This is a genomic window from Aeromonas sp. R5-3 (assembly GCF_040908225.1).
GTDB lineage: Bacteria > Pseudomonadota > Gammaproteobacteria > Enterobacterales > Aeromonadaceae > Aeromonas > Aeromonas dhakensis.
The window spans coordinates 22,228-41,810 of the sequence record NZ_JBFODH010000005.1 but is presented as its reverse complement, the minus strand read 5'-3'; the positions used below and the strand labels follow the sequence as shown (position 1 = coordinate 41,810).

Here is a 19,583-nt window from a genome sequence, read left to right as displayed (position 1 = left end):
GCTTCTTTTTATGAGTTCAACTAGAGGATGTTTATCAGGCTGGTACCATGTCTGAGACAAAATTTTAGCCAATCGGCCAGAAACAGGTTTACCTGCTCCTTTTCATCCCGCTGGTGCATATTTTTATTGGGATAATCATAACGTGGTTGCAACCTTGAAATCTGTTGCGCCGCACACACTTCCGCCATCCGCACGTCATGGTACAAACGAATCTCTATCCGGGCCTGTAAATAACTCGGTAATTCCGGGTTGTGCTGGGCCAGGATCACCTGGCTGGTGAAGCGGCTCTCCTCGCTCACCGTGAGCTGGAACTGCAGGCCGTTGCCCACCTGATAACGACGTTCCGCCCCCACACTGCCGCCTGGGGGCAGCAGCTTCATCAGGGTCATGTAGTTCACCTCGCAGGTACGCTGCAAGGACATCAAATCAGGCACATAACGCTTGGCCTGGGTATGAACGAGCGCCACCTCAGCGCTCCGCCAGCCAGCGGGCACGCAGCTCGCCGTGATTGAGAGCCAGCCACTGCAGGGCGATGACCGAGGCGGCGTTGTCGATGCGCCCCTCTTTGAGCCAGGCATAGGCCTGCTCGCGGCTCACCACGTGCACCCGGATGTCTTCCCCCTCTTCCACCAGACCGTGGATCCCCTCGGCCTGGCTGGCATCCACTTCGCCCACGTAGACCTCGATCCGTTCGGTGCTGCCGCCCGGGCTCACCAGATAGCTGATGGCGTGCTCGCAGCGACCGACCTCGATGCCCGCCTCTTCCACCGCTTCGCGCCGCACCACAGCCTCAGCGGTCTCCCCTTCATCTATGATGCCGGCCACCAGTTCCAGCAGCCAGGGGGTGGCACTGGTCTCGATGGCGCCGATGCGAAACTGCTCCACCAGCACGATCTGATCGCGTACCGGGTCGTAGGGCAACAGGGCGGCGGCATGGCCACGCTCGAACAGCTCGCGGACGATGGGCTCGTTCCAGCCTCCCGCAAACAACTTGTGCTGCAGGCGATAGATGTTCACCTTGAAGAAGCCGTTATATCCCGATGATTTATCGATGATTTTTACGTCATCGGCAGAGTAGTGACGGGTTTGGGGCAAGGCTTGCTGCGACATACGAGACTCCCACCAGCTTGACTTGGCTCGGTTAGACCATAAAATCCGGGAACATGAATGAACATTCATTCACTCGCTCCCGTCGGAGAAGAGGGATGGATTTTAGCAGCCACAGGGCATTTGGCTAGGCGCGAGGGGGAGAAAACTCACCCTCGTCCTTGACGTTCCTGTCGCTGGAAAAGAGACAGTTAGCATAAAATTTTGCTTATAGTAGAGTGATTAAGCTGAAATCAAGCTTGCTCAATGACAATACCCTCCTTCATCCAGCGACAGCTTTGGGTTAATACATAAGGTTAAAACGATCTATGAAAAGAACACTCTTGTCAGCCATGGTGTTGTTGGGCGTCAGCGCCGGCGCCCATGCCGAAAACCTGCTCGATATCTACCAACAGGCCCAGATCAAGGATACCCAGCTGCTGGAATCCAAAGCCAAGCGCGACCAGGCCTTCGAGAAGATCAACGAGTCCCGCGCAGCCCTCTTGCCACAGATCAACCTGGGTGCCGGGCTGAACTACCTGCAGAACAAGGGTGACACCCAGACCAACAGCAACGCCACCGGTTCCCTGTCGCTGGATCAATCCATCTACCGCCGCAGCAACTGGGTCAACCTGAGCCTGACCGAGAAGAGCGCCACCCAGTCCGACGTGGCCTACAACCTCGAGATCCAGAACCTGATGCTGCGTACCGCCCAGGCCTATTTCAACGTGCTCAAGGCGATGGACACCCTGGAGTTCGTGCGCGCCAACAAGGCCGCGGTGGAACGCCAGCTGGAACAGACCCAGCAGCGCTTCGAAGTGGGTCTGACCGCCATCACCGACGTGCACGAAGCCGAGGCCGAGCGCGACCAGGCGCTGGCGGACGAGATCAACGCCGAGAACACCCTGGACAACAGCTACGAGAGCCTGCGCGAGCTGACCGGCATCGACCACCGTCAACTTGACGTGCTCAACACAGATCGCTTCAGCCCGCAGAAGACCCCGTTCAACTCCGACAAGTGGCTGGAGCTGGCGCTGGACAAGAACCTGCAACTGCACAGCGCCCGCATCGGCAAGGATATCGCCAAGGAGCAGATCGATCTGGCCAAGACCGGTCATGAGCCGACCCTGGATCTGGGCGCCGGCCTCTCCAGCACCTACAGCGACTACAAGGACGAGATCCGCAACCCGGAGAGCAACGCCAATCAGGCCAACATCGGTCTGAACTTCAAGCTGCCGCTCTACACCGGCGGGGCGACCACCTCCCAGGTCAAGCAGTCCCAGTTCAACTACGTGGCCGCCAGCGAGCAGCTGGAGCGCAGCTTCCGCAACGTGCAGAGCACGGTGCGCTCCTCCTACAACAACGTGAACGCCAGCATCGGCTCGGTCCGTGCCTACGGCCAGTCAGTCATCTCCGCCGACAGCGCCCTGAAGGCGACCGAAGCGGGTTACGAGGTCGGCACCCGCACCATAGTCGATGTGCTGGACTCCACCCGCAAGCTGTACCAGGCCAAGCAGAAGCTCTCCGAGGCCCGCTACAACTACATCCTGAGCATCCTCTCCCTCAAGCAGGCCGCCGGCACGCTTGAACAGAAGGATCTGGAAGACGTTAACCAGGGGCTGATGCCCGCCAGCCAGGCCAAGAGCAAATCCTGAGCCGATTGATGGCAACAAAAAGGCGACCCCAGGGTCGCCTTTTTCATCTCTGGCCTACGAGATTCCGCGGGTTCGAATCACCGTCGAGCTCCCGCCGCAGAGCATAAAAAAACCCGGCCTTGGCCGGGTTTTCGCTTATCCGCGTTCGCGGATGGTCTTGATGATGTCGGTGGTGGAGCAGCCATCCTCGAAGTTGAGGACCCGCACCTCGCCGCCGTTGGCAGTCACTTCGGCGTAGCCGGCAATCTCTTCCGGCTTGTAGTCACCGCCCTTGACCAGCAGGTCCGGCAGCACCTCGGCGATCAGTCGCTGCGGGGTCTCCTCGGAGAAGGGCACTACCCAATCCACGGCGCCCAGCGCGGCCAGCACGGCCATCCGGCGCTCGGTCGGATTGACCGGACGACCCGGCCCCTTGAGGCGGCGCACCGACTCGTCGGTGTTGACCGCCACGATCAGGCGATCCCCCAGCTTGCCGGCATTGGCCAGGTAGGAGACGTGACCGGCGTGCAGGATGTCGAAACAGCCGTTGGTCATCACCACCTTCTCGCCACGCAGGCGGGCGGCCTGCACGGCAATCTTGAGCTGGGCTTCGGACATGACGCCAAAACCGGTCTCCTGCTCGGTGTAGAGCGCATTGGCGAGCTCCACCGGGCTGACGGTGGAGGTCCCCAGCTTGCCGACCACGATGCCGGCGGCGGTGTTGGCCAGGGCACAGGCCTCGTCCAGGCTCTTGCCGGCGGCCAGCGAGGTGGCCAGGGTGGAGATGACGGTATCACCGGCACCGGTCACGTCATACACCTCGTGGGCCTGGGCCGGCAGGTGCAGCTCGGGCTGACCTTCGCGGATCAGGGTCATGCCGTTTTCGGAACGGGTGACCAGCAGGGCCTCCAGCTCGAAGCGCTTGACCAGATCCAACCCCTTGGCAACCAGCTCCTCTTCGCTTTTCACCTTGCCCACCACAGCCTCGAACTCGGACATGTTGGGGGTCAGCAGGGTGGCACCACGGTACTTCTCGAAATCGGTTCCCTTGGGATCGACCAGCACAGGGATGCCGGCGGCGCGGGCACGCTGGATCATGCCGGGCACGTCGTTGAGGGCGCCCTTGCCGTAGTCGGAGAGGATCATCACGTCGCTGTTCGGCAGCGCCTGCTCGACCTTGCCCATCAGCAGGGTGGCATCCACATCGTGGAAGGCCTCTTCGAAATCGAGGCGCAGCAGCTGCTGGTTGCGCGACAGCACCCGCAGCTTGGTGATGGTCGGATAGTCGGCCAGACGAACGAAATCACAGGCAACCTTGACGCCGGCCATCTGGCCAGCCAGGGCATCGGCAGCCTCATCCTGACCGGTCAGGCCCAGCAGCACGGCGTGAGCCCCCAGGGCGGCGGAGTTGAGCGCCACGTTGGCGGCGCCGCCCGGGCGCTCCTCAATGTGTTCGACCTTGACCACGGGCACCGGTGCCTCGGGCGAGATCCGGCCGGTGGGGCCATGCCAATAACGGTCCAACATGACATCGCCAACGACCAGAATGCGGGCTTTTTCAAACTCGGGCAGGGTGATTTTCATCTGTATCGACTCTCAAAACCTGAAAAATCAGCCGCCGATTTTATCACACTCTTTTATTGGGTGTGAAAAAAGCGCAAGGGCGCCGCTTGGTGCTTTTCAGCTCTGACCAGGGCAGAGGCCATTCGCACCCGGACCCGCTTTTCGGCTAGAATCCCCCGATTGCGAGTAAAACGATCCGCTCTGGATATCCACGTGCCTTTATCGCCTCCCCTTATCCGGCCGGGTCTTCCCTGCCCATGGCGATTGCGAACAAGAGACTTTTCATGGCCCACGACAATGCTCCCCGTCTAGAACCCCGCCTGTTTCATCCCCGTTACTGGGCCAGCTGGTTCGGTCTCAGCCTGCTCTGGCTGCTGGTGCTGCTGCCCTGGCGCAGCCAGATGTGGCTGGGTCGCCAGCTCGGCAACCTGGCCCGCAAGGTTTTGAAATCCCGCGTCAAGGTTGCCCGCCGCAATCTGGAGCTGGCGATGCCCGAGCTGAGCCGGGATCAGCGCGAAACGTTGCTCAAGCAGAATTTCGAGAGCGTGGGCTGCGCCATCTTCGAGGTGGGCATGGCCTGGTTCTGGCCAGACTGGCGGATGCGCAACCTGATGAAGGTGGAAGGGGAAGAGCACGTCATCGCTGCCATGGAGAAGGGTCAGGGCATGCTGCTGCTCTCCTGCCACTTCCTGACGCTGGAGCTCAACGCACGCTGTTTCGGTCTGGTGCGACCCGGGGTCGGCGTCTATCGCCCCAACACCAATCCGGTACTGGAGTATGCCCAGTATCACGGCCGCTGCGCCTCCAACAAATACCTGGTGGACCGGATGGACGTGAAGGGGATGATCAAGGCGCTGCGCAACGGCGATGCGCTCTGGTACGCGCCGGATCACGACTACGGCAGCCATGCCAGCGTGTTCGTGCCCTACTTCGCGGTGGAGCAGGCCGCCACCATCACAGGCACCGCCACCCTGGCGCGGGTGAAAAACACCGTCACCTTGCCCTGCTACAACATCCGCACCAGCGAGGGTTACACCCTGCATATCGGGGCGCCGCTCGCCGACTATCCGAGTGGCGACGACCTGGCCGATGCGGCCCGAGCCAACCGCGAGATCGAGGCCGCCGTGCGCAAGGCGCCGGAGCAGTACATGTGGCTGCACCGCCGCTTCAAGACCAGGCCCAACCCGGAGGATGCGGGTTACTACTGAGCCAATCAGTGCAGAAAGCCGCCGAAAGGCGGTTTTTTCTGGCCTGTCGCCGGTAAAGGGTTTTCATTCGTGGCTGAATATTTTATTAATGGCCCTGCCGAGCGGCGGGCCCCGGCCCGCCTGCAATACCAATAACGAAGGGAAGCGAACATGAAAGCCACTCTTTTGCTGGGCGCCCTGTGCGCATTGACCGGCTGCAGCCAGCAGAGCCACACAGTCCACCTGACCTCCCTCCCCTTAAGCGATCTCAAGGAAGTGAACGCCCAGTGGAGCCCGCTCACCCGGATGGAGTCCCGCTACCCCAGAGAGGCCATACTGGCGGAGCAGACCGGCTGCAGCTCCCTCGAGTACGTGATTAGTCCAGCGGGGCGGGCCGAGCAGATCCGGGTGCTGGAGAGCAGCGACCCACAGTTCAGCGATGCCGCCATCGCCGTGTTGCAGCAGTGGCAATGGCAGGCCACCGCCGCCAACCCGCAGCACACCCCGGTCAAATCCCGCACCCGCTTCGAATTCTGCATCGAACACAACGGCCAGCCCTGCGACACCAGTGCACTGGAACAGCGCTGTCAGGGGGAAGACGTAGTGCGCAGCACCGGGCTGGTCTACACCCAGGTCTGATCTGGCCTCGATTGCCTGCCGGCGACGCGCCCATCGCCAACCAAAGAAAAAGGTGAGCCAGGCTCACCTTTTTTGCATTGCAGGCGCGACACAGTTCGGCTGATCACCCTTGCCGGTGCAGCCAGGCGGCGATGGCCAGCTGCAGGACCACGTAATCGGCCTGCAGAAACAGCGCCGGCAACGCCTGCTGCCAGTCGGCCTGCCCGGCGACCAAGGCCAGCTGCGGCCCGAACCGGGTTAGGCCGTCAAGCCAGTCCGCTGCCGGCAACCTGCCGGCAGCCTCGGCAATCAGGTCCATCCCCAGGCGCAGCTGCTGCAACGCCAGCATCTGCTGCGCGGCGTCCGTCTGCTCCAGCCAGTACTGTTCATGGTGCTGCCAGTGCTGCAGACCCAGGGTGATGCGTGCTACAGCACTCAGCTCGGTAGCCGCGGGCAGGGATTGCAGGGCCAGCGGCTTGCCAAGCCCCGCCAGCCGATACCCGCGCTGGGCCTTGGACTGAGCCCCGAGGCGCAGGCCACCCAGCCCAGCCAACTGCTCAGCCAAGCCAAACAGGGCGCTCGCCTCGCCAGATTTGAGCTCCAGCTCCAACTCGTCGATGGGGCTCTTGCCGAGCATGCCGACGATCTCCCCCTGATCCCAGGCCAGCTCGATTTCGGCCCCCTCGAAGGCGATCAGCCAGTGGCGACGCAGAAAGTCGGTGCGAAACTGGGCCACCAGTTCGCCCTGGATCCCGTCGCGCACCGCCAGGCTTGGCCAGATCGCATCGGGGAAGGCGGCCAAGGCAGGCAGATCGCCCTCGACGGGGGCATTGTATTCGGGTCTGGCATGCAATCCGCCCACCACCTGACCCCGACATTTAATCGTCTGTTCGGCAAAATCATCGCTGCGACGAATTCGCAATCCCATTTCGAGTCGGCGTAAATCCAGCGCGGGCGTATCAAAATAGACATTGCCGAGCTCGGCTTGGGAGCTGGATATAATTTCCAGTGAATTCAGAAGGTTGAAAAAAGGCTGTCGAATATCTCGGGAGACAAAAAACTTTATCTCGATCTCAGTTTGCATAGTCATTCCGGGCTGGCAGGCAACTTTGGGGGGCGTGATGCTAAGCGCGAGGATATAATGCCTGCGATACATCAGGATTAATTCACGGTTTTATTGATGGCGCAGTTCGGTTACCATGCGCCCCTCATAAAATCGTATCGAGTGTTTTTTCACCGACACAGGTTTGGCCATGCCAGTAAATACTATTTTGGGGCTTTTTGCCAAGTCCCCCATCAAGCCACTGCAGAAGCATATCGTCAAGGTTCACCAGTGCTCCCAGCAGTTGGTTCCCTTCTTTGATGCCGTTGCCGAAGACCGTTGGGAAGATGCCGAGAAGATCCGGCAGCAGATTGCCCAGCTGGAGAAAGAAGCGGACATCCTCAAGCGTGAAATCCGTCTGAAGCTGCCCCGTGGTCTGTTCCTGCCGGTCGCCCGTACCGACCTGCTCGAACTGCTGACCCAGCAGGACAAGATCGCCAACCGTGCCAAGGATATTTCCGGCCGCATGCTTGGCCGCAAAATGGAATTCCCCTCCGAGATGCGTGCCGATTTCATGGCCTATCTCAAACGCTGTATCGATGCGACCGCCCAAGCCGAGAAAGCCATCGGAGAACTCGATGAGCTGCTCGAAACCGGCTTTAAAGGACGTGAAGTTGAAATGGTTGCCGAGATGATCCACCAGCTGGATCTTATCGAGGACGATACTGACACCATGCAGATCGGGCTGCGCCAACAGCTGCAAGCCGTTGAGCAGAAATACAATCCGATCGACGTTATGTTCCTCTACAAGATCCTCGAATGGGTAGGTGACCTGGCAGATCAGGCCGAGCGTGTAGGCGCCCGTCTGGAACTGATGCTGGCTCGTTCGTAATCGACTGACTGGGTAAAACACTGAATGGACATTATCGCGAATTACGGCACCACTCTGGTGCTCGTGGCGGCCTTGTTCGGCTTTTTGATGGCCTGGGGCATTGGTGCGAATGACGTGGCCAACGCCATGGGCACGTCGGTCGGCACCAAATCCCTGACCATCCGTCAGGCGATCATCATCGCCATGATCTTTGAATTTGCCGGTGCCTATCTGGCCGGTGGTGAAGTGACCGCCACCATCCGCAACGGCATCATCGACAGCAACGCCTTTGCCGCCACCCCGGATCTGCTGGTGCTCGGCATGATAGCCTCCCTGCTGGCCGCCGGCGCCTGGTTGATCCTGGCCTCCTACTTCGGCTGGCCCGTCTCCACCACCCACTCCATCATCGGCGCCATCGTCGGCTTCGCCGTGGTGAGCGTGGGCCCGGAAGCGGTGCAGTGGAGCAAGTTCGGCGGCATCGTCGGCTCCTGGGTGGTCACTCCGGCCATCTCCGGCGTCATCGCCTACTTCATGTTCATCAGCGTGCAGAAGCTCATCTTCAACACCGATGATCCCCTCAACAACGCCAAGCGCTACGTCCCCTTCTACATGTTCCTGACCGCGCTGGTGATCTGCCTGGTCACCATCAAGAAGGGGCTGACCCACGTCGGTCTGCACCTGAGCGATGGCGAGGGTATCCTGCTCTCCGTCGCCATCTCCATCGCGGTGGCCTTTGCCGGCTGGATCTACATTCGTGGCCAGCAGTACAACCCGCAGGATGACAGCAAGATGCACTTCGCCAACGTGGAGAAGGTGTTCGGCATCCTGATGATCATCACCGCCTGTGCCATGGCCTTTGCCCACGGCTCCAACGACGTGGCCAACGCCATCGGTCCGCTCTCCGCGGTCGCCTCCATCGTGGCGGCCGGCGGCGAGATCGGCGGCAGCTCCCACATCGCCTGGTGGATCCTGCCGCTCGGCGGCATCGGCATCGTGATCGGTCTGGCCACCATGGGCGAGAAGGTGATGGCGACCGTCGGCACCGGCATCACCCACCTGACCCCGAGCCGTGGCTTCGCCGCCCAGCTGGCCACCGCCGCCACCGTGGTGATCGCCTCCGGTACCGGTCTGCCCATCTCCACCACCCAGACTCTGGTCGGTGCTGTCATGGGCGTGGGTCTGGCCCGCGGTATCGCGGCCCTGAACCTGGGCGTGCTGCGCAACATAGTGGTCTCCTGGGTCATCACCCTGCCTGCGGGTGCCATCCTGGCCATCGCCATCTTCTACGTGCTGCAGATCTGCTTCTCCTGAGGCGCACCGCAGTGAAGAGCCCGGGTCATTGACCCGGGCTTTTTTGTCTCTCTCCCCTTATCCCTCCCTGTCAATGCAGGCTGCTTGCATCACCCGCCCGGCAGGCGCAGACTGTTTGGCCTTGTCTCGACTCAAGGCTCTCATCATGACACCAGCCATCAACCTGCTGAAAAAGCTCAAGATCCCTCACAAGCTCTACCCCTACGAGTGCGAAGCCCACGACGACTTCGGCAAGCATGCCGCGACCCAGCTCGGCCTGCCGGAAGCCCGGGTATTCAAGACCCTGATCGCCCATCACGACAAGCAGGCAGTGGTGGCCATCGTCCCCTCGTCCGGCCTGTGCAGCCTCAAGCAGCTGGCCAAGGCCACCGGTCTCAAGAAGGTGGAGATGATGAAGCCGGCAGAGGCCGAGAAGCTGACCGGCTACAAGGTGGGCGGCATCAGTCCGCTGGCCCAGAAGAAGCTGCTGCCCACCGTGCTCGACGACTCGGCCATGCAGTTTGACGAGATCCTGGTGAGCGGCGGCAAGCGCGGCCTCTCGGTCGGGGTAGCCCCCGCCGACATGCTGCGCCTGATGAAGTGGATTGCCGCCCCCATCGGCGAGCACCATGAGTAACGCCTGAAATGACAGAGGCCCCGCGAGCGGGGCCTCGTATGTCTTGTCACGGCAACTGATCATCGCCACGACAAGCTATGGTCAGTTCGGACAACCGCAGCCGCTGCCTGCCGCGCTCATCGAAGTTGTCGGGCGCCAGCCAGCGCGCAAAGCAATCCTGCAGCGCCGGCCACTCACTGTCGATCACCGAGAACCAGGCGGTGTCCCGCGTCCGCCCCTTGTCCACCCTGCTCTGGCGAAAGGTCCCCTCGTAACTGAAACCGAGCCGCAGCGCCGCCTGCCAGGAGGGCTTGTTCAAGGCATTGCACTTCCATTCGTAACGACGGTAGCCGAGGGCGAAGGCATTGGCCATCATCAGCGCCATGGCCGCCGTCGCCAGCCTTGAGCGCTGCAGGGCGGGGGAAAAGTGCAGCCAGCCCACCTCTATGCTGCCCGCCAGAGGGTCGATGCGCAGGTAGCTGGCCAGCCCCAGCGGCTGTTCGCCATCCTCGTCGAAGATGGTGTAGAACTGGGGGTCTGTCTTGGCGGCGCACTCTCGCAGCCAGACCAGCATGTCCGCCTCCTCTGCGTAAGGGCCTGTGGTCAGATAGGTCCACATGGCCCCGTTGTCGGCACTGAAAGCCTGCCACAGGCCGGGGCCGTGACGCTCGGGATCCAGCGGCTCCAGCCGACAGCCCCAGCCGTTGAGCGTGCGGCGGGGCGGAAATTCGGCGCCCCGCCAGTCGGGCAGCGGCGCTCCGACCGGCTGGTCGAACTCGTTCAGATGGATATCAGCAGCCACAGGCAATCCCTCCCGTTTGCAGCACGCCCGGTTCGCTACCAGTAGCGACGGCAAAACCGTCCTGCCGCCACCAGTGCAGCCCACCGATCAGCTCCTTGACCTGAAAACCGAGCGCCGCCAGCTTGCAGGCACCCCGGGTCGAACCGTTGCAGCCGATGCCGTCGCAATAGCAGACATAGACCTTGTCCCGCGCCAGCGCGGCCGTGCTGGCCGGGTTCATGGTGGCATGGGGGAAGCTGATGGCACCGGGGATGTGTCCCTCGGCGTAGTGACCGGCAGAGCGGGTGTCGATGACCACGATCCGCTCTTCGCCGGCCAGCAGATCGGCGGCCAGATCCGCCGGATCGGTGCGAAAGGCCAGCTGGGCCTCGAAGAAGAGGCGGGCCTGTTCGGCGCTGGCCAGCCCGCTGCTCAATACATGACTCATAGTGACGCTCCTTGTGCTCACACCCGGATCCGGGTGGTGATGACTGTGGTGACCGAGTTGGCGATGAAACACTCCTCGTGGGCCTGGTGGTGCAACTGCTCCAGCGCGGCCAGATCCGGCTGGCGTTCGCCGCCAAACTGCACCAGCGGCTGCAAGGTGACCCGGCTGATGGCCTGACGAGCGCGGGCATTGGCCTCCATGATGCCCACCGCCTCGTCCCGGTAGCTCTCCACCCGATAGCCCGCCCTGGCCGCCAGCCAGAGAAAGGTGAGCATGTGACAGCTGGAGATGGCCGCGACGAAGGCCTCTTCCGGATCGACGTGCTCGGCCACCGACCAGGGCAGCGGCACCACGTGGGGGGATGAGGACGCCGGCACCCTGACGCCGCCGTCGAACTCCCACCAGTGGGCCCGGCTGTAGCGTTGATCGACGAAGGGCTCGTGCTCCCCCCGCTGCCAGCTGATGGTGGCGCTGTACTCCGACATGCAGACTCCTTTCATTGCCAATAGTTGTGGATCCCGAACCTTGAGCCTCAATGTAGCGACATAATGGCCTTGCCACGCCGACCAATTTTGCCAATATGAGCAGACCAATTAGCGCCCGGGAGATCCCCATGCCTGCCCTGCCCACCCTGTTTGCCACCCAGCAAGCCAGCGATCTGCCGCTGCACGAACAGCTGGTGCGCACCCTGCGTTCGGCCATGCTGGCCGGCCACCTTCCCCAGCACAGCCGGCTGCCCGCCAGCCGCATGCTGGCCGCCGATCTGGGGGTCTCTCGCAGCACGGTGGAGCTGGCCTATGGCCGGCTGGAGGCGGAGGGCTATCTGGTGCGCAAGGTGGGGGCTGGTAGCTTCGTGGCGCTGGCGGCGGTCTCCCCGACTCCGCGCCCGCCCCAGTCGGCGGCCGGTCTGTCGCGCCGTGGTCAGGAGATGGCCGACAGCGGCGCCTGCCACGATGTGCCCGAGGTGGGCCGCTCCTTTGCCTCCAGCCAGCCGGATCCCCGCCTCTTCCCCCAGGCCCTGTGGGGCCGGCTGATGCAGCAGCAGTGGCGCCGGCACGCCGGTGACTGGATGAACTACGGGGATCCGCAGGGGCTGGAGGCGCTGCGCGGCGCCATCAGCAGCTATCTGGTGCAGTCGCGCGGCGTGGTGTGCGAGCCGGATCAGATCCTGATCCTCACCAGCTCCCAGCAGGGGATTCTGCTGGCGACCCAGCTGCTGATCGATGCCGGCGATACCGTCTGGGTGGAGGATCCCGGCTACCCCGGGGCCCGCACCGCCATGGAGAGTGCCGGCGCCCGGGTGCACCCGGTGCCGGTGGATGAAGAGGGGCTCAACCCGCAGGGGAAACATCCGGCGCCACGGCTCATCTACACCACGCCGGCCCACCAGTATCCGCTCGGCGTGCCCATGAGCCTGCCGCGGCGGATGGCGCTGCTGGCCGAGGCCGAGCGGCACGGCGCCTGGATCCTGGAGGACGACTACGACGGCGAGTACCAGTACGATCAGCGGCCGCTCCCCGCCCTGCAGGGGTTGGATGGTCAGGGACGGGTGCTCTATGTGGGCACCTTCAGCAAGGTGTTGTTCGGCTCGCTGCGCCTCGCCTACCTGGTGCTGCCCAGGCCGTTGATGGAGTCCTTCTGCCGGGCCCGGGCCGCGGTCGACGGCCACAGCAACCAGCTGCTGCAGGCGGTCACCGCCGACTTCATCCGCGCCGGCCACTTCGCCACCCACCTGCGCCAGAGCCGGCTGGTCTATCAGAGCCGCCGCGACCTGCTGCTGGCCGAGCTGGCCAGCCACTGCCCCGCCCTCATCCCCATCCACGGCGGGGCCGGCCTGCAGTGCGCCGTGCGGCTCCCCCCCGGCGGCGAGGCGCGCTTGACAGAGGCCGCCAACACCGAGGGGCTGGGGCTGCGTCCCCTCGGCCAGTTCTACCTGGGCCCGCCGACGCAGGAGGGGTGGCTGCTCGGCTTTGCCTCCCTCGACAACCAGACCCTGCGCCGTCTCTGCCGCCGGCTGGGCTGCCTGCTGGCAAGCGACCGGCACGCCTGAACGGCTGGGGGTCGAACTATAATGGATGAAACAAAATCATAGAGCCTAGCCTGGATGTATAGACTCCTGTTCCTGCTTCTCTCCCTCTTCCTCTCCTCCACGTCGCTGGCGGCGACCCGCTTTACCTATATCAGCCCGGAGAGCGAGAAGGACCCGCGCATGACCTATGACAGGGAGCTGCTCCGCCTCGCCCTCGACAAGACCCGCGACACCTTTGGCGATTATGAGCTGCAACCCGCGCCGCCCATGACCAAGGCTCGGGTCCGGCTCAGTCTGGAGCTCAACAGCTTTACCAACCTGTTCGCCATGGACAGCTACAGCAGCGCGCGGGACGAGAAAGGGCTGGCCTATGTCCGCTTTCCTGTCCATCTCGGCATCGTCAGCTACCGCATCTGTTTCGTCAGCCCAGGTCAACAGGCGGCCATGGCACAGGTGCACGACCTCGAGGGGTTGCGTCGCTTCAGCTTCGGTCAGGGCAAGGGCTGGCTGGACGTGGAGATACTGCGCCATGCAGGCCTCAAGGTGGTGGAGGTCGACGGCTACGAGATGCTGTTCAAGATGGTGGCTCGCGGCCGCTTCGATCTCCTGTGCCGCGGGGCGAGCGAGCTGCGCAGCGAACTGCTGACCCACAAGGAGATCAAGGGGTTGAAGATGGACAACGCCCTGCTGATCTACTATCCGCTACCCAGGGTCTTCTATACCAATGCCGCCAACGGCGAGGCCATGAGACGGGTGGAGACGGGGCTGCAGCAAGCCTGGCAGGATGGTTCGCTGCAAGCCTTGTGGCGCCGCAGTTTCGGCCCTGCCATCGCCTTCGCCGGACTCAAGCAGAGGCGGATGCTGAAGCTGGAGAACCCTTTCCTCAAGGGCATCAACTTCGACTACCGTCCCTACTTCTACAATCCCATGACCGATCGCTTCGGCGAGCCCTAATGCGGTTCAGCCCTGTTCGCGGCAGAGCGCCAGCCAGGCCTCGGCGGTGCGGGAAAGATAGCGCTCGCTCGGCCAGATCACCCCGAGCCGCCAGCTCAGCTCTGGCGCCAGCGGCCTCAGCACCAGGCCGTCCGGCGTCAGCCGGCGGCAGATGGGCTCGGGCAGGAAGGCGACCCCCATGCCGCTGCGCACCATGGCGGTGAGAAAGTCCCACTGGCTGCTGCGCGCCGCCACCTGAGGCTCGAAACCGGCCGCCCGGCACGCCTGTTCCAGCCGCTCGCTCAGGGTGAAGGCCTGGGTGTAGAGCAGGAAGGGCTCGTCCCGCAGCGCCTCCAGCCGGATCTCGCGGCACTCCCGCCAACGCGGCAGATCGGGCAGCACCACCTGAATGGGATACTGGTCCAGCTCCAGGACGCTCAAAGCACCCTCCTCCCTGGTCGGCAGCATGGTGATGGCGAGATCCAGCTCCCCTTCCAACACCGCCTGCTCGATGCGCCGACCACCATACTCGACGATGGAGAGCTCGACCTTGGGGTAGCGGCTGCGATAGGCGCGGATCAGATCTGCATAGACGTGACCCACCATGGGCGGAATGCCGAGGGCCAGCCGGCCAAATTGCAGGCTCTGCAGATCGGCGAGTTCCGCCTCCAGCTGCTGCATTTCGGCCAGAATGGTCTGGGCCCGGTTGAACAGCACCCGGCCGCTGTCGGTCAGGGTGAAGCGGCGCCCCGCGCGGCTCAGCAGGGGCTGGCCCAGCTCCTCCTCCATGTTGCGGATCATCTTGCTGATGGTGGGCTGGGTGACGAACAGCTTCTCGGAGGCGCGGGTGAAGCTCTGTTCTCGCACCAGTTCGACAAAGTAACGCAGGGCGCGGATGTCCATGGCGATCTCCTGGCGGATGGCAAAACCAAATCATGCCTCTTTGGCATGATTTTTATAATTTAAATTCATTTTTTGCAGGTTTAACCCATCTCTATACTGTGAGCAAGTTCACAGAAAGACCCATATCATGAAAGCCCTCTCCCTCCGCTGGTTACAAACCCCCTTCCAGATCCTGTTGCTGGCGGCCATCTGGCTGCTGGCCGATACCGCGGTGCGCACTCTCCACCTGCCGCTGCCCGCCAACCTCACCGGCATGCTGTTGCTGCTGGCCTGCATCCTGCTCGGGGTGGTCAAGGCCCAGTGGTTTGAAGCCGGCGCCCGCTGGCTACTGGCGGAGATGCTGCTGTTCTTCGTCCCCGCCGTGGTGGCGGTGGTCAACTATCAGGAGCTGCTGTTGCAGGAGGGGTGGCGCATCATGGTGGTGCTGCTGGTGAGCACTACCCTGGTGCTCGGCACCACGGCGCTGGTGGTGGACAGGGTCTACCGCCTCGAGTTGAAACTGGCCCGCCGGAGTCGTCGCCATGTCTGATACCCTGCTTGGCCTGCTCTGCTTCGCCCTGACCCTGCTCTTCTACTACGCCAGCAAATGGCTCTACGGCAAGAAACGCATCCTGCCGCTGATGCCGCTGCTGCTGGCGCCGACCCTGCTGGTGGCGGTCGTCATGCTGTTCCACATCCCCTATCAGGACTACATGGCGGAATCCCATTGGCTGCTCTGGCTGCTGGGGCCGGCCACCGTCGCCTTCGCGGTGCCGGTCTACGAGAACCGCCAGCTCATTCGCCGCCACTGGCTGTCGCTGTCGGTGGGGGTGGTCGCCTCCGTCATCATGGCGGTGGGCAGTACCGTGCTGCTGGCCCGCTGGCTTGATCTCTCCGACATGCTGCAGCGCAGTCTGGCGATGCGCTCCATCACCACCCCCTTCGCGGTGGAGGCGACCCGCGCCATCGGCGGTCAGAGCGATCTCACCGCGCTGTTCGTGGTGCTGACCGGCGTCATCGGCATGGCGGTGGGGGAGAGCGTGCTCACCCTGCTGGCCATTCGCAGCCGGCTCGGCAAGGGGGCGGGCTTTGGTGCCTCGGCCCACGGCGCCGGTACCGCCAAGGCCTATCAGATGGGCAACGAGGAGGGGGTGGTCTCCAGCATGGTGATGATGATAGCCGGCATGGTGACCGTGCTGCTGGCGCCTCTGCTGGGTCAGCTGTTCTGGTAGCGATCGCGCGGCAGGTCAAGGCCACAGGTTCCGGCGCCGGAGAGCCCGTCCCGACGCCATCAACCGCTACACTCAACTCAATGTGACAGTTGTGAGCGGTATGATGAACCACAGAACGATGATCCTGGGGCTGCTGGCCGGTAGTCTGCTCTTCTCCCCCCTGCTGCCGGCCGCGGACATAGTGACCTATGTCAGCCCGGAGAGTGACCGGGATTTGCGTTCCCTCTACGGTCAGCAGCTGCTGCAGCTGGCCCTGGAGAAGACCCGCGACAGCTTCGGCGACTACGAACTGCGCCCGGCCCCGTCCATGAGCCGGACCCGGCTGCGTCAGGTGCTGCAATACAACCTCTACCCCAACCTGCTGGCCATCGACAGTTTCCCGCGCCCGGAGGGGAGCCACGACCTCGACTATGTCCGCTTCCCGGTGGATCTCGGCATTCTCGGCTATCGCATCTGCTTCGTCAGCCCCAAGCAGCAGCAAGCCGTGGCCCGAGTGCGCACCCTCAGCGATCTGCAGCAGTTCACCCATGGCCAGGGCCGCGGCTGGCAGGACGCCGACATACTGCGCGCCGCCGGCTTCAAGGTACAAGAGGTAGAAGGCTACGAGCGGCTGTTCAAACTGGTAGTGCGCGGCCGGGTTGACCTCTTCTGCCGGGGTGCCAACGAGCTGCTGAGCGAGCTGGATACCCACAAGGATCTTGGACCGCTGATGGTCGACCAGCATCTGGCGCTCTACTACCCCTTCGTCCACCTCTTCTACAGCCACAAGGAGAACCAGCATGCCTTGCGCCGGATCCGGGCCGGCCTGCAGCTGGCCTGGCAGGATGGCTCACTACAGGCGCTCTGGCTCAAGACCTACCAACCGGCGCTGGCGTTTGCCAGGCTCGACCAGCGGCAACTGTTCAGACTGGACAACCCCCTGCTGCAAGGACTCGACTTCGATTACCACCCCTATCTTTACGATCCCCTCACCCAGCGCTTCGGACCGGGCGAGCCCGCCACCAGCAAACCCTGACCCCGCCTCTGCCGCTCACGGCCGGGAGAGTCACTACACTCAGAAGAGTCTCTGCTTTTCACAGGAGCGCATGATGCACTGGATCCCGCTGCTCGCCCTGCTGACGGCCATGCCTGTGCTGGCCGGCCCGACCCTGTTCACCTACATGAGCCCGGAGAGCGAGCACGATCCCAGAAGCACCTATGATCGCGAGCTCCTGCGCCTGGCGCTGGAGAAGACCCGTGCCAGCCATGGCGACTACCGGATGCAGGCCGCCCCTCCCATGACCCTGGCCAGGATGTGGGTCAGCCTGCGCTTCAACCACTACCCCAACCTGTTCGCCATGGACAGCTATCGCGCCGATCGGGACATGAGCGGCATCGACTACGTACGCTTTCCCATCCATATCGGCATCGTCAGCTACCGCATCTGCTTCGTCAGCCCCACCCGCAAGGATGAGGTTGCCAAGGCCACCAGCCTGGATGAGCTGAAGCGCTTCGACATCGGCCAGGGCAAGGGCTGGCTCGATGTAGAGATCCTGCGCCGGGCCGGCTTCAAGGTGCTGGAGGTGGAGGGCTACGAGCAGTTGTTCAAGATGGTGGCGCGCGGTCGTTTCGATCTTTTCTGCCGTGGTATCAACGAGTTGCCTCAGGAAAAGCTGAACCACAAAGAAGTGGAAGGGCTGATGATGGATGAGAGCCTGGCCCTCTACTATCCCCTGCCTCGGGTCTTCTTCACCCACAACGGCAACCGGCAGGCCATCGACCGGGTGCAGCAGGGGCTCAAGGCCGCCTGGCGCGACGGCTCCCTGCAGGCGCTCTGGCTGAAGGCATTCAAGCCCTCCCTCAGCTTCGCCCACCTCAATACCCGCCGGCTGTTCCGGCTGGAGAATCCCTACATCAAGGGGATCGACTTCAACTACCAGGCCTACTTCTACGACCCGGTGCATGAGCGATTCGGCCCCGGTGACTAGGCGGCCACCCGCCATGCCGGCGCGACCATGAAAAAGCCCGGGTCACTGACCCGGGCTTTTTTGTCCATGCCTCGTCTCCATGCCTCGTCAATCCTCGAGGAAGGTCCACTCGTCGCGCACCCGGCTGATGGCATCGAGCCGGCGCTTGGCCAGCTGCTCGCGAATAGCCTCCCCCTTGAAGCCGGCCGCCACTATCTCCTTCACCGGCACCGCCTGGGCGGCCGCCAGCGCCTGCGCCACATAGTCGGGTTCGGCATAGACCCGCTCCTCGAAGCCGGTACGGCCGTGAAAGTCGGCCCGGCAGGCGTCCAGCAGCTGGGCGAAGCGCTCGGGCCGGCGCCAGGCGTCAGCCTTGTCGAACACCTTGAGCAGGGTCGCGGGCTTGAGCTCGAAGGCGATGTGGATATGGGTGTGCAGGTCGCTCACCAGCAGGGCCAGGTCACGACACTCGTTCGGTACCCGGAAGCGCTCGCAGAAGTCGCGGATGAGCGGCAGCCCCTTCTGGCCGTGACCGTGGTGGCTCGGCCAGAACTCCGGCGGGGTCAGCCCCTTGCCAAAGTCGTGGCACAGCGCCGCGAAGCGCACCGCCAGCTCTGGCGAAAGCCGACAAGCCTGTGCCAGCACCATCATGGTGTGGATGCCGGTATCGATCTCCGGGTGCCACTTGGCGGGGGCAGGCACCCCGAACAGGGCGTCCAGCTCGGGGAACAGGGCGACCAGGGCGCCGCACTCACGCAATACCTCGAAGAACACCTGCGGGGTCGGCCCCAACAGTACCTTCTCCAGCTCCTTCCAGACCCGCTCCGGGGTCAGGTGGGCCAGCTCACCGGCCTCGGTCATCTCGCGCATCAGCGCCAGCGTCTCGGGAGCCACCACGAAACCCTGGGCGTGGAAGCGGGCGGCGAAGCGGGCCACCCGCAGGATGCGCAGCGGATCTTCGGCAAAGGCGGGGGAGACGTGGCGCAGCAGCCGTTGTTTCAGATCCTCGATGCCGCCATAGGGATCGTGCAGTTGCCCCGCGTCATCTTCGGCGATGGCGTTGACGGTGAGATCCCGGCGCAGCAGATCCTGCTCCAGCGTCACCTCCGGCGAGGCGTGGCAGACGAAGCCGGTGTAACCCTGCCCCTGCTTGCGCTCGGTGCGGGCCAGCGCGTACTCCTGCTGGGTCTTGGGGTGCAGAAACACGGGAAAGTCGCGGCCTACCTGGGTAAAACCCAGCGCCAGCATCTGTTCCACGGTCGCCCCGACCACCAGGTGATCCCTGTCCCCCTGCGGCAATCCCAGCAGGCGATCCCGCACCGCGCCCCCAACCAGATAAGTCTGCAAGCTCTGTCTCCCTTGATAAACCTGTCCCGATTATACCGGTTTGACCGATGGAGACTATTCCCGGCCCGACATCGATGC

General features: G+C 63.3%; 21 protein-coding genes. 12 read left to right on the top strand and 9 right to left on the bottom strand.

Annotation, left to right across the window (positions count from 1 at the left end; translation table 11 throughout):
- Positions 1–20 precede the first annotated feature (20 nt).
- Entirely contained in the window at positions 21–467 is a 447-nt protein-coding gene (locus AB5Y95_RS02415; RefSeq protein WP_005305333.1) for a DUF1249 domain-containing protein, read from the bottom strand.
- Position 468: 1 nt separating this feature from the next.
- On the bottom strand, positions 469–1,110 hold the full coding sequence (nudF, locus tag AB5Y95_RS02410; RefSeq protein WP_368159440.1) for an ADP-ribose diphosphatase: 642 nt from the start codon (positions 1,108–1,110) through the stop codon (positions 469–471).
- Positions 1,111–1,415: 305 nt separating this feature from the next.
- On the opposite strand from nudF, the gene tolC reads away from it, so the two are divergent.
- Positions 1,416–2,741: an outer membrane channel protein TolC gene (gene tolC / locus AB5Y95_RS02405; protein ID WP_026139169.1), complete on the top strand. Its 1,326-nt coding sequence runs from the start codon at positions 1,416–1,418 to the stop codon at positions 2,739–2,741.
- 135 nt (positions 2,742–2,876) lie between these two features.
- On the opposite strand, the gene hldE is transcribed toward tolC, so the two are convergent.
- On the bottom strand, positions 2,877–4,304 hold the full coding sequence (gene hldE / locus AB5Y95_RS02400; protein WP_017785031.1) for a bifunctional D-glycero-beta-D-manno-heptose-7-phosphate kinase/D-glycero-beta-D-manno-heptose 1-phosphate adenylyltransferase HldE: 1,428 nt from the start codon (positions 4,302–4,304) through the stop codon (positions 2,877–2,879).
- Positions 4,305–4,567: 263 nt separating this feature from the next.
- On the opposite strand from hldE, the gene lpxL reads away from it, so the two are divergent.
- Positions 4,568–5,491, top strand: a complete 924-nt coding sequence (lpxL, locus tag AB5Y95_RS02395) for an LpxL/LpxP family Kdo(2)-lipid IV(A) lauroyl/palmitoleoyl acyltransferase (RefSeq protein WP_005305350.1) — start codon at positions 4,568–4,570, stop codon at positions 5,489–5,491.
- A gap of 150 nt (positions 5,492–5,641) precedes the next feature.
- Entirely contained in the window at positions 5,642–6,109 is a 468-nt protein-coding gene (locus AB5Y95_RS02390) for an energy transducer TonB (protein WP_065018742.1), read from the top strand.
- A gap of 103 nt (positions 6,110–6,212) precedes the next feature.
- Here the strand turns inward: AB5Y95_RS02390 and AB5Y95_RS02385 are convergent, their stop codons facing one another.
- Complete coding sequence (locus tag AB5Y95_RS02385) at positions 6,213–7,172, bottom strand: inorganic triphosphatase (RefSeq protein ID WP_368159439.1); 960 nt, start codon at positions 7,170–7,172, stop codon at positions 6,213–6,215.
- A gap of 169 nt (positions 7,173–7,341) precedes the next feature.
- Here AB5Y95_RS02385 and AB5Y95_RS02380 point away from each other — a divergent pair, with 169 nt between their 5' ends.
- From AB5Y95_RS02380 to ybaK, 3 genes are all read left to right on the top strand, one after another.
- Positions 7,342–8,022, top strand: a complete 681-nt coding sequence (locus AB5Y95_RS02380) for a TIGR00153 family protein (RefSeq protein WP_005305357.1) — start codon at positions 7,342–7,344, stop codon at positions 8,020–8,022.
- 24 nt (positions 8,023–8,046) lie between these two features.
- Positions 8,047–9,312, top strand: coding sequence for an inorganic phosphate transporter (locus tag AB5Y95_RS02375; protein ID WP_005305360.1), 1,266 nt, complete (start codon positions 8,047–8,049; stop codon positions 9,310–9,312).
- A 145-nt stretch (positions 9,313–9,457) separates the two neighbouring features.
- Positions 9,458–9,928, top strand: a complete 471-nt coding sequence (ybaK, locus tag AB5Y95_RS02370) for a Cys-tRNA(Pro) deacylase (protein ID WP_065018740.1) — start codon at positions 9,458–9,460, stop codon at positions 9,926–9,928.
- A 46-nt stretch (positions 9,929–9,974) separates the two neighbouring features.
- Here ybaK and AB5Y95_RS02365 read toward each other — a convergent pair whose 3' ends face one another.
- From AB5Y95_RS02365 to AB5Y95_RS02355, 3 genes are read right to left on the bottom strand one after another with little or no spacing between them, the layout of a single operon-like run.
- Entirely contained in the window at positions 9,975–10,709 is a 735-nt protein-coding gene (locus AB5Y95_RS02365) for a GNAT family N-acetyltransferase (RefSeq protein ID WP_368159438.1), read from the bottom strand.
- A complete protein-coding gene (locus AB5Y95_RS02360; RefSeq protein ID WP_017765374.1) occupies positions 10,699–11,136 on the bottom strand; it encodes a rhodanese-like domain-containing protein in 438 nt (145 codons plus the stop codon). Before AB5Y95_RS02360 ends, AB5Y95_RS02365 begins: the two co-directional genes overlap by 11 nt.
- 17 nt (positions 11,137–11,153) lie before the next feature.
- Positions 11,154–11,621, bottom strand: coding sequence for an OsmC family protein (locus AB5Y95_RS02355; protein ID WP_215270450.1), 468 nt, complete (start codon positions 11,619–11,621; stop codon positions 11,154–11,156).
- A gap of 128 nt (positions 11,622–11,749) precedes the next feature.
- Here AB5Y95_RS02355 and AB5Y95_RS02350 point away from each other — a divergent pair, with 128 nt between their 5' ends.
- Together AB5Y95_RS02350 and AB5Y95_RS02345 are read left to right on the top strand one after the other, a co-directional pair.
- Positions 11,750–13,186 (top strand): PLP-dependent aminotransferase family protein, encoded by a 1,437-nt coding sequence (locus tag AB5Y95_RS02350; RefSeq protein ID WP_368159437.1) that lies wholly within the window; start codon positions 11,750–11,752, stop codon positions 13,184–13,186.
- A 54-nt stretch (positions 13,187–13,240) separates the two neighbouring features.
- Positions 13,241–14,119 (top strand): hypothetical protein, encoded by an 879-nt coding sequence (locus AB5Y95_RS02345; protein ID WP_279462399.1) that lies wholly within the window; start codon positions 13,241–13,243, stop codon positions 14,117–14,119.
- Positions 14,120–14,125: 6 nt separating this feature from the next.
- On the opposite strand, the gene AB5Y95_RS02340 is transcribed toward AB5Y95_RS02345, so the two are convergent.
- Complete coding sequence (locus AB5Y95_RS02340) at positions 14,126–15,001, bottom strand: LysR family transcriptional regulator (protein WP_215270447.1); 876 nt, start codon at positions 14,999–15,001, stop codon at positions 14,126–14,128.
- A 127-nt stretch (positions 15,002–15,128) separates the two neighbouring features.
- On the opposite strand from AB5Y95_RS02340, the gene AB5Y95_RS02335 reads away from it, so the two are divergent.
- The 4 genes from AB5Y95_RS02335 (at position 15,129) to AB5Y95_RS02320 (ending at position 18,179) form a co-directional block, all read left to right on the top strand.
- Positions 15,129–15,530, top strand: coding sequence for a CidA/LrgA family protein (locus AB5Y95_RS02335; protein WP_005305385.1), 402 nt, complete (start codon positions 15,129–15,131; stop codon positions 15,528–15,530).
- On the top strand, positions 15,523–16,212 hold the full coding sequence (locus AB5Y95_RS02330; protein WP_019839012.1) for an LrgB family protein: 690 nt from the start codon (positions 15,523–15,525) through the stop codon (positions 16,210–16,212). Before AB5Y95_RS02335 ends, AB5Y95_RS02330 begins: the two co-directional genes overlap by 8 nt.
- Positions 16,213–16,330: 118 nt before the next feature.
- Complete coding sequence (locus tag AB5Y95_RS02325) at positions 16,331–17,227, top strand: hypothetical protein (RefSeq protein ID WP_019839013.1); 897 nt, start codon at positions 16,331–16,333, stop codon at positions 17,225–17,227.
- 73 nt (positions 17,228–17,300) lie between these two features.
- Positions 17,301–18,179: a hypothetical protein gene (locus AB5Y95_RS02320; RefSeq protein WP_368159460.1), complete on the top strand. Its 879-nt coding sequence runs from the start codon at positions 17,301–17,303 to the stop codon at positions 18,177–18,179.
- Positions 18,180–18,266: 87 nt separating this feature from the next.
- On the opposite strand, the gene AB5Y95_RS02315 is transcribed toward AB5Y95_RS02320, so the two are convergent.
- On the bottom strand, positions 18,267–19,505 hold the full coding sequence (locus AB5Y95_RS02315) for a multifunctional CCA addition/repair protein (RefSeq protein ID WP_368159436.1): 1,239 nt from the start codon (positions 19,503–19,505) through the stop codon (positions 18,267–18,269).
- Positions 19,506–19,583 lie beyond the last annotated feature (78 nt).

Coding starts and splice junctions, on each gene's coding strand:
- AB5Y95_RS02335 (WP_005305385.1), top strand. CDS start 15,129: ATGAAAGCCCTCTCCCTCCGCTGGTTACAAACCCCCTTCCAGATCCTG.
- AB5Y95_RS02380 (WP_005305357.1), top strand. CDS start 7,342: ATGCCAGTAAATACTATTTTGGGGCTTTTTGCCAAGTCCCCCATCAAG.
- tolC (WP_026139169.1), top strand. CDS start 1,416: ATGAAAAGAACACTCTTGTCAGCCATGGTGTTGTTGGGCGTCAGCGCC.
- lpxL (WP_005305350.1), top strand. CDS start 4,568: ATGGCCCACGACAATGCTCCCCGTCTAGAACCCCGCCTGTTTCATCCC.
- AB5Y95_RS02375 (WP_005305360.1), top strand. CDS start 8,047: ATGGACATTATCGCGAATTACGGCACCACTCTGGTGCTCGTGGCGGCC.
- AB5Y95_RS02330 (WP_019839012.1), top strand. CDS start 15,523: ATGTCTGATACCCTGCTTGGCCTGCTCTGCTTCGCCCTGACCCTGCTC.
- ybaK (WP_065018740.1), top strand. CDS start 9,458: ATGACACCAGCCATCAACCTGCTGAAAAAGCTCAAGATCCCTCACAAG.
- AB5Y95_RS02360 (WP_017765374.1), bottom strand. CDS start 11,136: ATGAGTCATGTATTGAGCAGCGGGCTGGCCAGCGCCGAACAGGCCCGC.
- nudF (WP_368159440.1), bottom strand. CDS start 1,110: ATGTCGCAGCAAGCCTTGCCCCAAACCCGTCACTACTCTGCCGATGAC.
- AB5Y95_RS02350 (WP_368159437.1), top strand. CDS start 11,750: ATGCCTGCCCTGCCCACCCTGTTTGCCACCCAGCAAGCCAGCGATCTG.
- AB5Y95_RS02320 (WP_368159460.1), top strand. CDS start 17,301: ATGCACTGGATCCCGCTGCTCGCCCTGCTGACGGCCATGCCTGTGCTG.
- AB5Y95_RS02325 (WP_019839013.1), top strand. CDS start 16,331: ATGATCCTGGGGCTGCTGGCCGGTAGTCTGCTCTTCTCCCCCCTGCTG.
- AB5Y95_RS02340 (WP_215270447.1), bottom strand. CDS start 15,001: ATGGACATCCGCGCCCTGCGTTACTTTGTCGAACTGGTGCGAGAACAG.
- AB5Y95_RS02345 (WP_279462399.1), top strand. CDS start 13,241: ATGTATAGACTCCTGTTCCTGCTTCTCTCCCTCTTCCTCTCCTCCACG.
- AB5Y95_RS02390 (WP_065018742.1), top strand. CDS start 5,642: ATGAAAGCCACTCTTTTGCTGGGCGCCCTGTGCGCATTGACCGGCTGC.
- hldE (WP_017785031.1), bottom strand. CDS start 4,304: ATGAAAATCACCCTGCCCGAGTTTGAAAAAGCCCGCATTCTGGTCGTT.
- AB5Y95_RS02355 (WP_215270450.1), bottom strand. CDS start 11,621: ATGTCGGAGTACAGCGCCACCATCAGCTGGCAGCGGGGGGAGCACGAG.
- AB5Y95_RS02385 (WP_368159439.1), bottom strand. CDS start 7,172: ATGCAAACTGAGATCGAGATAAAGTTTTTTGTCTCCCGAGATATTCGA.